The 11494-nt window shown below is 43.8% G+C and carries 10 protein-coding genes; 4 read left to right on the plus strand and 6 right to left on the minus strand.

Annotation, left to right across the window (positions count from 1 at the left end; translation table 11 throughout):
• Nucleotide 1 precedes the first annotated feature (1 nt).
• The 5 genes from G460_RS0112775 to rpsT form a co-directional block, all read right to left on the minus strand.
• On the minus strand, nt 2-286 hold the full coding sequence (locus tag G460_RS0112775) for a hypothetical protein (RefSeq protein ID WP_026955725.1): 285 nt from the start codon (nt 284-286) through the stop codon (nt 2-4).
• Between the two features lie 4 nt (nt 287-290).
• Nucleotides 291-2705 (minus strand): phenylalanine--tRNA ligase subunit beta, encoded by a 2415-nt coding sequence (gene pheT / locus G460_RS0112780; RefSeq protein WP_026955726.1) that lies wholly within the window; start codon nt 2703-2705, stop codon nt 291-293.
• Between the two features lie 115 nt (nt 2706-2820).
• A complete protein-coding gene (locus G460_RS0112785; RefSeq protein WP_026955727.1) occupies nt 2821-3438 on the minus strand; it encodes a DUF1684 domain-containing protein in 618 nt (205 codons plus the stop codon).
• Nucleotides 3439-3633: 195 nt separating this feature from the next.
• Nucleotides 3634-4329 (minus strand): RadC family protein, encoded by a 696-nt coding sequence (radC, locus tag G460_RS0112790; protein ID WP_026955728.1) that lies wholly within the window; start codon nt 4327-4329, stop codon nt 3634-3636.
• 98 nt (nt 4330-4427) lie between these two features.
• The gene (gene rpsT / locus G460_RS0112795) at nt 4428-4682 is read right to left on the minus strand and encodes a 30S ribosomal protein S20 (protein ID WP_026955729.1); all 255 of its coding nucleotides are present in this window, start codon (nt 4680-4682) and stop codon (nt 4428-4430) included.
• A 211-nt stretch (nt 4683-4893) separates the two neighbouring features.
• On the opposite strand from rpsT, the gene G460_RS21855 reads away from it, so the two are divergent.
• Together G460_RS21855 and G460_RS0112805 are read left to right on the plus strand one after the other, a co-directional pair.
• Complete coding sequence (locus tag G460_RS21855; RefSeq protein ID WP_035464405.1) at nt 4894-5814, plus strand: zinc dependent phospholipase C family protein; 921 nt, start codon at nt 4894-4896, stop codon at nt 5812-5814.
• Nucleotides 5815-5863: 49 nt separating this feature from the next.
• Nucleotides 5864-6214, plus strand: coding sequence for a four helix bundle protein (locus tag G460_RS0112805; protein ID WP_035464407.1), 351 nt, complete (start codon nt 5864-5866; stop codon nt 6212-6214).
• A gap of 30 nt (nt 6215-6244) precedes the next feature.
• Here G460_RS0112805 and G460_RS0112810 read toward each other — a convergent pair whose 3' ends face one another.
• On the minus strand, nt 6245-7555 hold the full coding sequence (locus G460_RS0112810) for a pyridoxal phosphate-dependent aminotransferase (protein ID WP_026955731.1): 1311 nt from the start codon (nt 7553-7555) through the stop codon (nt 6245-6247).
• Between the two features lie 215 nt (nt 7556-7770).
• Between G460_RS0112810 and G460_RS0112815 the strand changes: the two genes are divergently transcribed.
• On the plus strand, nt 7771-9135 hold the full coding sequence (locus G460_RS0112815) for a sulfatase-like hydrolase/transferase (protein ID WP_245578731.1): 1365 nt from the start codon (nt 7771-7773) through the stop codon (nt 9133-9135).
• Nucleotides 9136-9806: 671 nt separating this feature from the next.
• Nucleotides 9807-11042, plus strand: a complete 1236-nt coding sequence (locus G460_RS0112825; RefSeq protein WP_245578732.1) for a metallophosphoesterase — start codon at nt 9807-9809, stop codon at nt 11040-11042.
• Nucleotides 11043-11494: the final 452 nt, after the last annotated feature.

Consider the following 11494-nt stretch of genomic DNA (forward strand, 5'->3'; position numbering starts at 1 on the left):
ATCACTCAGATAAGTAGGTGATCAATTGATCTATCTCTTGTATATAATTATTGATTAATTCACTCATTTCGGCCGAATCCTCAGAATTCACCGGTCGGTTGTCCACAATGTTACTAATTTTAATCTGTTTTTTAAAATGATCGATTTCCTGCTCTTTCTGCTCCAGAGTGCCCGTAGCGTTCGCTAATTGCTGTCTGAGCTGACTGTTTTCTTCTGATAAAAGTTGAAGCTTCTGACTGGCTTGTTGAGCCAGCCGCTCCAGTTTCTGCAGTTCCTCGTGAATCATAATCTTAAGTTCGAATGACAGCACCTACCTCATTTTGGAAGGCCTGAATCAATTTACTCATTGTTTTGTCAATTACCTTGTCCGTCAGGGTATTTTCCTGGTCCTGCAAGAAAAAGCTCAAAGCATAGGCTTTCTTCCCGGATTCAATTTTATCGCCTTGATAGACATCAAATACACCAATTCGCTGCAAGAGTTTTCCGCCGGCTTTTAGTGCCACTGTCTTCACCTGATCGTAGGATGTGCTTTTGTCTATTACCAGAGACAAATCTCTTCGGACTTCCGGAAATTTCGAAATCTCCTGATAACGCTTCAATCCTCCTGCTTTTTTGCAAATAAGATCCCAGTCCAGCTCGGCAAACCAAACATCCTGACGCACTTCGGCTAGCTTGAGCAGAGGCTCGTCCACCAGACCTATGATACCCAGGACTTTTTGCCCTAGCATCAACTGCAAGCCATAGGCAAATGGTGCCTTCTCAATCATGGAAACTTCGGAAACCTGGATCCCCAACTTCTCCAAAATCCGCTCTACAGTCGAGTATAGATCCGCAAAGCCAAATGGCTTGCTTGGCTCCAACCAGCTCTCAGCAGAACGCTGTCCACTGTGGAAAATTGCCAATCGACGACCTTCCTGATAGCCTGTTTCAGGTTTTTGATAAATGGTACCAAATTCAAACAGCTTCAAGTCAGTCTGACGCCTGTTGATATTACGAGCCAACACTTCCAAGCCAGAAAACAACAAGGTCTGGCGCATCACGCCGAGGTCTTCGCTCAGTTTGTTGTAGATTTCTACATTCAAAGCCGGATCGAGATAGCCTGACTTTTCAGAATAGGATGGCTTGGTCAAGCTATTGGTGATGATCTCACTATAACCCTGGCCTGATAGGATTTCTGAAAGCCTGTATTGAAGTTTGTTCAGGTCCTTGGCCGGATGCTCCGCCAAGTAATCGGTGTCCAGATTTTCAGAAAGCTCCACTTGATGGAATCCATGGATTCTCAAAACCTCCTCAATGATATCTGCCTCACGTGTGACATCCACGCGGTAAGGCTTCACGATTGCTTTGAAACCAGACGCTGTCTCATCCACAACTCGGATTTCCAGAGATTCCAAGATGGATTTCACTTCGCTCGGCTCAATTGTTTTTCCAATCAGGCGGTTGATATGACCATACTCTACCTCAATCTCAAAGTCGGCAATCGGCTGAGGATACAAGTCGATGATCTCTGAGCTCACTTTCCCACCTGCGATTTCCTGAAGCAATTTCACCGCCTGCTTCAAAGCATAGACAGGCATATTGGGATCAGTTCCTCTCTCAAATCGGAAAGAAGCATCTGTCTTCAATCCATGAAACTGAGCACCTTTTCGGATCACATCCGGAGAAAAATAAGCAGACTCCAAAAAGATGGAAGTCGTTTCGTCAGAAACTCCAGAACCGATTCCTCCGAAGATACCTGCAATACACATTCCGCCTTTGGAATCGCAGATCATCAGTTCCTCGCCGGAAAGCTTACGCTCTTTCTCATCCAAAGTCACAAACTTGGTATCCTTTGGAAGTTTTTTAACGATGACTTTTCCTTCGGAGATTTTATCCGCATCAAAAGCATGAAGTGGCTGCCCCAAATCATGCAAGATGAAATTGGTAATGTCTACTACATTATTGATAGGCTCCAGATCCAAGGCTTTCAAGAAATCCTGAAGCCATTGAGGGGACGGGGCAACCTTCAAGTCGCTGATTACGATTCCAGCATATCTTGGACAGTCTGCCGAATTTTCTACCTCTACAGTGATCTGAGGGCCATTTGCTTCAATCGCAATTTCTGGCTCGGCGTCGATGTTCAGATCTTTCAATAGCAAAGCTTTCAGATCTCTAGCCACTCCGATATGGGATGCGGCATCTGCTCTATTGGGAGTCAATCCGATCTCCAACACCTGATCCTGAGCCACAGGAATCAATTCAGAAGCCGGAGTACCATTCGGGAAATCCGTATCCAAAACCATAATTCCTGCATGACTGCTACCGAGCCCTAATTCGTCCTCGGCACAGATCATCCCAGCAGAAACTTGCCCACGTATTTTTGCTTTCTTGATGGTGAAAGGGTCTCCTTCAGAAGGGTAAAGTGTAGCTCCTACTGTCGCTACCAATACTTTTTGTCCTTGAGCCACATTAGGCGCACCACACACAATCTGTGATGGCTCTTCAGCTCCAATATCCACCGTAGTCAGGCTGAGCTTGTCGGCATCAGGATGTTTGACACATGTCAGTACCTCCCCGATCACAATTCCTTCCAGCCCACCAAGAATAGATATGTACTCTTCTATCCCTTCTACTTCTAGCCCGGACTGAGTCAGCAAGGCTGCGATCTGCTCGGAATCTTCTTGAAGAGGGATATATTTTTTTAATCGATTGATTGAAATTTTCATAGACTTCTTGGGTTTGGCCAAAAACCATATTGGCCAGATAAACAAAAGGGGTTCGAAAACCCCATTTTACCTCAAAATGCTTACAAATTTAACAGATTTGGCACAGCCTTACAGGCTATTTATCGTAATTTTTCTCTCCTGCGGCTATAGAAATGTTCAAAACATTCTCTCTCGGCGGCAGGGGGCATGCATAGTCGGGATTATACGCACAGTAGGGATTGTAAGCCAGATTAAAATCAATGGTAATAGACGACTTGCCATCTTGCCTCGCATTGATATAGCGACCACCTCCATAAGTCTCCCTTCCACTGGTCTCATCTGCAAAAGCCAAAAAGAAATTGCGCTTATCCACCTCATCGACAGACTGAAGCAATAGGAGCCGGTTGGTTTTCCCATTCAGCTCAAACTCCGCCCAAGAATGCTCCGTATAGCGCTCGACGCTTCCATCAGTCATCGGTACCTCCCTGATTTTCTTGGACTCATCTTCTACCAGTCTCGCCTTGACTTTGTAAGTCGGGTCGATTGGATAAAAATCAAGCTCTTTAAACTCTTTCTTTTGCGCATCCGAAAGTGGAGAATCGATATTGTATCGGATAAACTTATACTGCCTTTCCCGCTCTGCTTCTATTTTTTCCTGATATACCTCTGGACTATCTGCACTAGTCAACATATAAGCGACAGCGGCAAAAACCACCAAAGAAACCAGAATAAGTAAGATGTGATTTGTCTTCATGAATGAATTTGGATGCTCTTCCCGCCCCATGAAACAGGAGATTGATTCAAATTATTTCCAAAAATACAATCAATCCGCAAACTGCCCGATTATTTGGGAAAAACTCTACCCCTCTCCAATTCAATCTTGACTCCTGATTTTTAAATCTTGATCCTTGGTTCTTAACTCTCGGCTCTTGACTCTTGGCTCATAGTTCTACAGAATCCCTTCGTCCGCAAAACTGAAATAACCCGAATCTGCAAAAATCACATGATCCAGCACTGGCAAATCCATCGCTCTCCCCACCTCCACGAGACTTTTGGTCAGTCTTCTGTCCTGGTCAGAAGGCGTCAAAGAACCACTGGGATGGTTGTGCACGAGAATCATGGACTGTGCCAAATGCTCCAGCGCCACTTTGAAGACGATCTTTGCATCGACTACAGTGCCCGATGTACCTCCCTGAGAGATGAGATGTTTTTTCATCACCTGATTGGTCCGCGTGAGGAGTAAAATATAAAAATGCTCCACCCGCTCATCGTACAGCTCCGGCTTCATCAGCTCATAGACATCCTGAGAACTGGTGATTTTCGCCTTTTTTTGAGGCTCGACTTCTTTTCTTCTTCTCCCAAGCTCCAGAGCAGATACAATGCTGATGGCTTTGGCCTCGCCAATTCCTTTGAATTTTTTCAAGTCCTGAATACTCATCTTGGCCAAAAGTGATAAATCGTGTCCCACCGAAGCCAAGATATGCTTGCTAAGATCCACTGCACTCAGGGACGGTGTTCCTGATCCGATGAGAATAGCGATAAGCTCAGCATCCGAGAGCACCGACTTTCCTTTGAGCAGGAGCTTTTCACGGGGACGGTCTTCTTCAGCCAATTGACTGATTTTGAGAGAGGAATAATTTTCCATAGGTCTGCCATTAAAAAATACTTCCCTCAATTTATTGAGCTTTGGGCATAAAAAAAACCCCGTAGAACGGGGTTTTTACTGAAATCTTGTTTCAGGGATTAACCAAGTGCGTTGACAAACTTAGCCAATCTTGATTTTTTGTTATTAGCGTTGTTTTTGTGAATCACATTTTTCTTCGCCAATTTATCCAACATAGCAGATACTTTCTTGTACAATTCTGTCGCTTCTACTTTATCAGTAGTAGCTTTCAGTCTTTTGATGAAAGTTCTAGTAGTCTTGGCTTGATATCTGTTTCTCAAACGCTTCGCTTCGTTTGCACGAATTCTCTTAAGAGCTGATTTGTGATTTGCCATATCTTGATTTTAATAAAGTTCTTTACGTTCCCCTATTCCGAATTGGAGTGCAAAGTTATTGTAAATAATTAATACTGCCAAAGGAATTAAAAACATTCCGTTGTCAACAGGGATTTTTTGGAAAGCAAAATTTTAGATTTACTCCACCCAGAAGGCAAAGATACTGCGAATACAGGCTTTATTGGCAATTTTATTCTGATTAAATTTAAAAATGAAGATTTTTGTCCTTTCGGTTTTTTATATAGCATTTTTCATTTTTCAGCCATTTTTCTGGGGATTCTATGCTCATTCCCTGATCAATCGGCTCGCTGTCTTTGCCTTACCACCCGAATTAATTTCATTTTACAAACCTCATATACAATATATTACTGAGAAAGCAGTCAACCCCGACCGGCGGAGGTATGCAGTCATCGGAGAAGCCGAAAAACACTACATAGACCTCGATCATTACTCGGATTCACTCCCGGTTTATTGGAATGAGGCGGTCGAAAAATATGGAGAAGACAGTCTCCGAGCCAATGGAATTGGACCTTGGGCGGCCTATTTTACTTTTCTCAATCTGACGAAAGCCATGCAGGAGAAAAATCAAACTGCAATTCTCAGACTTTCGGCAGATCTTGGGCATTACCTCGCAGATCTGAATGTTCCGCTCCACACCACCAAAAATTACAACGGCCAACTGACAGGTCAGGAAGGCATCCATGGTTTCTGGGAAAGCAGAATTCCAGAAATTCAAGCCACCGACTATTCTCTTTGGATAGGAAAAGCTGAATATGTAGACAAACCACAGCAGGCGATTTGGGAAGCAGTTTACCACGCCCATCACCAGGTGGATTCGGTTTTATTGATCGAAAGAACACTTTCCGAAGAGTTTCCCCCAGATCAAAAATTCAGTTTCGAAGAGCGAAATCGACTGACTGTGCGAGTCTATTCCAGAGAATTTTCCGAAGCCTACGCCATCAAGCTGGACGGAATGATCGAGCGGCAGATGAAGCGCAGCATCAAACTAATCGCCGACTTCTGGTACACCGCTTGGATCAATGCAGGGCAACCGGACCTGAAGGGTTTAGAGGCAATGGGAATGGAGGAAGAAGCCTTGGAGGAAGGGAATTTGAAAGTGAGAGATCATTGAAAAAGCTGAAATCTTAAAATCTAAATAGTGAAACATAAATCCCAGTCTAATGGATCGAGATCTGAAATCTAGAACCAAATTATTTGCTTTGGCAATCATCAAACTTGTCTCTGACCTCCCTAAAAACACGGTAGGTTATGAACTTGGAAAACAAGTTTTAAGATCCGGAACTTCAATTGGTGCCAATTATCGCTCCTCTCAAAGAGGACGATCAAGAGCTGAATTTATTTCCAAACTCTCAATAGTACAGGAAGAAGCTGATGAAACAGTCTTTTGGCTAGAATTAATCAAAGAGAGTCAAATATCTGAAGAAGGACTGATTTCCACTCTTATCAAGGAAGCAAATGAGTTAACCGCAATTTTTACTCCCATGGTCATCAATGCCAAAAAGAACACTTAACTGATCACTCTTTTTTTCAGATTTCAAAATTTAGCTTTCAGATTTTAGGTACCGCTTAATCGCCTCTCCAAGCCTCCTAAAAGTATCCTTAAACACCTCCTCTTTTTCCTCCAACAATGTCACTCGGAAACCTCTCAAGTCTGAGCAGAAGGAGGAAATCGGAACGACGCAGATTCGCTCAGCTACCAGCAAATAATAAACAAATCGCTTGTCCAGTGGCATCGTCGGGTCAGCAGTCCATGCCTCCACCAAAGCTTGCAAGCGAGGGTCATCGACTTCCAACTTTTGCGCGGAATGTAATACCCCCTCATCAAATACAATGGTATTATAAAACGCCCCTTGGGTAGGATTGAATTTGATCCCAGGAATATCACCCAAAATCTCGGTCATCCATTCGCTTCGTTTGCCAATAGCCTCATTGGCTTCTGCGCGATAGGCATGATAGGCGGGATGAGACATAATCCTCGGAATGGCCAGCTGAGGCAAAATCGTGGAGCAAACCTCAATCATCTTCGCATTTTCCAAAGTCTGACAAAGCTTCGAAAACTCCGTGGATGACTCTCTATTATAAAACTCCATCCAGCCACAGCGTGCTCCTGGCCAAGGAAACTCCTTGGAAATCCCCTTCAAAGAAATAGCAGGCCTATCTCCCAAAACCTCCGCAAGGGCCACTGCTTTGATCCCATTATAGGTGATGTTTTGATAGATCTCATCGACAATCAAAAGCAAATTAAATTCTTCCGCAATCTTGACAAACCCTTCCAAAACCTCTCGCGGATAAACCATCCCAGTCGGATTATCAGGATTGATGATCAGGATCCCGACGATCGATGGATTATATCGCACCTTGAGATAGAGGTCTTCCATATCGGGAAGCCATTGATTGTCCGGATCGAGTTTGTAGGTAATCGGCGCGGTATTGGCATGAGCTGCCTCTGCCGAACTGTGAGTAGAATAGGCCGGAGAGGGACCGATTATACGGGCTGTGGGCACCAAAAACTGATACAATTTGGCAATTGCATCGCCCAAACCATTAAAGAAAAGAATATCCTCAGCGGTGATCTGATTTCCTCCCAAACTATTATTGAGCTCGGCCAGATACTTCCTTGTTTCCAAAACTCCTTTGGAGTCGGCATAGCCGTAGGTTTTGTCGTCTTTGAGCAAATCAGCGATGATTTCCTTCATCCAAGCAGGTACTTTATTGTTCTTTTGGATAGGGTCTCCGATATTTTCCCAAGTCATGGGATAGCCCAAAGCTTCGATTTGGCGGGCTTTTTTTACGATTCCTCGGATTTCGTAGGAAAGCTCCTCCGCTCCGGGTCTAAGCAGCAACTGTCGCATAGGTTTGGAAGGTTTGCAAAAATCAAGGTACAAAGAAAGGAAAAAGCAAATGAAAATATGCCTCTCGGGATTTTTTCAAAAAGTTTAACCGCAAAATTGCTCACTTCAACAATGCTTTCTTTTTTTGTAAGCTTTTACACCCAAATTTCTTCTCCATCCACACTCCTATGACTCAACGAAATCTCGTCCTCATTTTTGCCTTACTTACAATTTTTTTGAATCCTAAAATTAGCTTTGGTCAGAATTCACCCGAAAAACCACATTACAACTTAGTCCTCATCGTAGCCGATGATCTGGGATATGGAGATCTAGGATACACTGGAAGCACCCAGATCAAAACTCCCAATATTGACAGACTGGCAAAAACTGGAATTGAATTTACCCAGGGCTATGTATCTTCAGCTGTGTGCAGCCCATCTCGGGCAGGCCTGATCACAGGAGTCAATCAGGTGGAATTTGGGCATGATAATAACCTTGCAGAAAACCAACCCGGCTTTGATCCTGAATATCTCGGAATGCCTCTTTCGCAGAAAACTCTCCCAGACCTCCTCAAGCCTCATGGCTATGTCAGTGGACTGATCGGCAAATGGCATTTGGGAAAAGAGCCCCAGTTCCATCCTTTGAAAAGGGGTTTCGATGAATTCTGGGGCTATACCGGCGGAGGCCATGACTATTTCGAAGCGCTACCCGACGGCAAAGGATACAAGGAACCGATCGAAAGCAATTTCAAAACTCCTGCTCCACTCACCTACATCACGGACGATGTGGGAAATGAAAGTGTGGATTTTATCCGAAGACATCGCGACGACCCCTTCTTTCTTTTTGCCTCCTTCAATGCGCCACATACACCTATGCAAGCCTTGGAGGAAGACTTAGCTCTGTATCAAAATATTCCTGACAAAAAGCGTAGAACCTATGCTGCGATGATCCATCGCCTTGATATCAATGTGGAAAAAATCTTGGCGGCATTGGATGAAAATGGAGTTCGGGAAAACACGCTAGTTGTATTCATCAGTGACAATGGAGGCCCGACAGACAGCAATGCCTCGATCAATGCACCCTATCGTGGACAAAAAGGCATTTTGTTGGAAGGCGGAATCCACGTTCCATTTATCTTTAATTTTCCTGCAAAATATCCATCAGGACTCGTCTCCGAGCAAACCGTTTCTTCTCTTGATATTGTCCCGACTTTCCTAAGCCTTGCGAGCGAAGGAACCGCTTCTATGGATGAATTTTCTGGAATTGACTTGACTCCGTTCCTGACAGGAACCCAAGTAACAGCTAAGACCAGAGAGATCAAATGGAAATTCACCATCAGCAGAGCCATTCGTGAAGGGGACTGGAAACTTGTCAGTGTTCCGGATCGCTTGCCGATGCTCTACAATCTTTCGACAGATCCGTCCGAACTCAACAATGTAGCACTGGAAAATGTAGAAATCACCCAGCGTCTGATGAAAAAACTGGGAGATTGGGAAGTAAGCCTTCCCCACCCTATGTTTTTGGAAGGAGCTCAGTGGAGAAAAAGACAGCTCAGTCTCTATGACTTCACCTATCAATTGACTCAACCACGGACAAACTAATCAAGCAATGCCTCCTTATGAAATAGGAATTACTCTATTTTCTATAAGCCGAATATGACTATTTGCAACTAGACTATCATGACCCTATTTCTGTTCTAATGTAGCGAAGAATGGTCCACAGACAACAGCCAACGATCCACTGCTGGTAGACGTGAGCTTCATTCCTCTTTTACAATAGCAGATTTAAAAAAGCGGATATAATTAAGACCTTACTCATGTGGGTCCGCCTTTCCGCAGGTAAGCGAAATAGAATCAGCTCTGTCAGTCGGAATCTGATACTGTAGTCTGTGGTCTATCGACTGTTCCACCAAGCAAATCTGAAAAATACCCTCACGAATTTTCTTTCTTCTGTTCATTTCTATGAAAAACAATCCCTATTATTTGGCCTACAGCTAAAAAAAACATGGACACTATGGTTGGATTCGGATGATTTTTCCCTTCTGGCACCCAACCAACCTTCCAAAGAGAAATCCCAGCCGTGACCAAACTGACAACCAGCAAAACTCCATGCATTATGATCACTCCTTTTCTCATCTTTACAAGATAGAAAGAAGATTAGACTAATCTTCTAGGATAACCCAGATATTTAATATCCAGAAAATGAGAGCTCAAAACTTGCTATTCATCCTCTCGTTACGGTTATTTATTGCCTTCAAATTTAAATTCCGACTGTGGTCCCTATCCTTATTCGCATCCTGATATTCCTGGCTTTTGTATTTCTGATCGACTGGTATTCATTCCAGGCTTTCAAAACAATCTTCCCGGGACAGCCTTGGATCAGACTTACATATTGGCTCATTTCGATAGCCATTTATCTCTTCGTAGCCTATGCTTTCCTGACATTTGATCGAGGTGCTCTCAGCCCAAACTTCGGTCGGATGGTCTCTCTGTTGATACTTTCTCTGGTACCCAAATTGATCATTCTTGTCTTTTTATTTGGTGAAGACATGATCAGATTTCTCACGGGAGTTTTTAAGACTGTCAGCGGAAATCGTCAAGGGGATTTCCTAGCGGATCGTCGGAAATTCATCAGCCAAACAGCCTTGGTGATCGCTTCTATCCCTTTTTTGGGTATTCTCCACGGAGTCCTGATTGGTAAATACCGCTACCGGGTTGTCAAGCATACGCTGGAGTTTGATGACTTGCCAGAGGAATTTGACGGCTTTCGGATCACACAGATTTCGGACATTCACTCGGGAAGCTTTGATGACAAAAAGAAGCTGGAGTACGGCGTGGACCTGATCAACCAACAGGAATCGGACGTCATTCTTTTTACTGGTGACTTGGTCAATAATCACGCAGGTGAGATGGAGCCTTGGGTCGACACTTTCAAAAAACTTAAAGCCCCCATGGGCAAATATTCCATTCTTGGCAACCATGACTATGGTGACTATATGGACTGGCCTAGCCGGGAAGCCAAAGCAGCAAACATGACCCGTCTGTTTGAAATTCAGGAAGAATTGGGATTCCAGCTGCTTCGAAATGAAAGCACTCCCCTCACAAAAGGAAATGCTAGCATCGATCTGATCGGAGTAGAAAACTGGGGCAAAGGCTTTGCACAGCACGGTGACTTGAGAAAAGCAACCGAAAAATTAGGCAACAATGGCTTCAAAATCCTGATGAGTCATGATCCTTCTCACTTTGACGAAGAGGTGAAAAAGTTTTCACAGTTTATCCATCTGACACTGAGCGGACATACACATGGGATGCAGTTTGGGATCGAGATCCCAGGCTTTATTAAGTGGAGTCCTGCTTCCCTTCGCTATCCCAAATGGGCGGGATTGTACGAGGAACTGGGAAGATATCTTCACGTAAACCGTGGCTTTGGATTTTTGGCCTTCCCCGGAAGAGTTGGTATTTGGCCGGAGATTACTGTGCTGGAGCTGAAGAGGAAGTCAGAGGTCTAAAATTGAAAGCCTGAAAGCTGCAATCACAATTCAGGACACAGGAATCGGGAAATGTCTTCTCAACTTGAGATTTTTTTTACTCAATAAATTCTACAATAAGCCCCTAATCCCTATTTAGCAGCCCTATCAGCAACAATTATGGTTGGCACAACTTGTGAATTAGCGGAATAGAATCCGTTATAAACTTTAAACTACCACACCATGAACAATTTCTTTAAAACACTCATCGCAGGCTATGGCGCTTACAAATTGGGCGGAGGATGCCTTGGAACCGTCTTGGTATTTGTCCTGCTATTCGTTCTTTTGGGTCAGTGTAGTTAATTGACTCCTATATGTATACTAGATATTGTTGAATTCCATTTCGGAACGAGCATTTCTTTAGATTAATACCCCCAAAATTATCGGAAATAATCCAGATAGGATTTTTAATCAGTTTTTTTGAAAAGGACACA

Origin of the sequence: Algoriphagus vanfongensis DSM 17529 (assembly GCF_000429465.1) — a bacterium.
Classification (GTDB): Bacteria; Bacteroidota; Bacteroidia; order Cytophagales; family Cyclobacteriaceae; genus Algoriphagus; species Algoriphagus vanfongensis.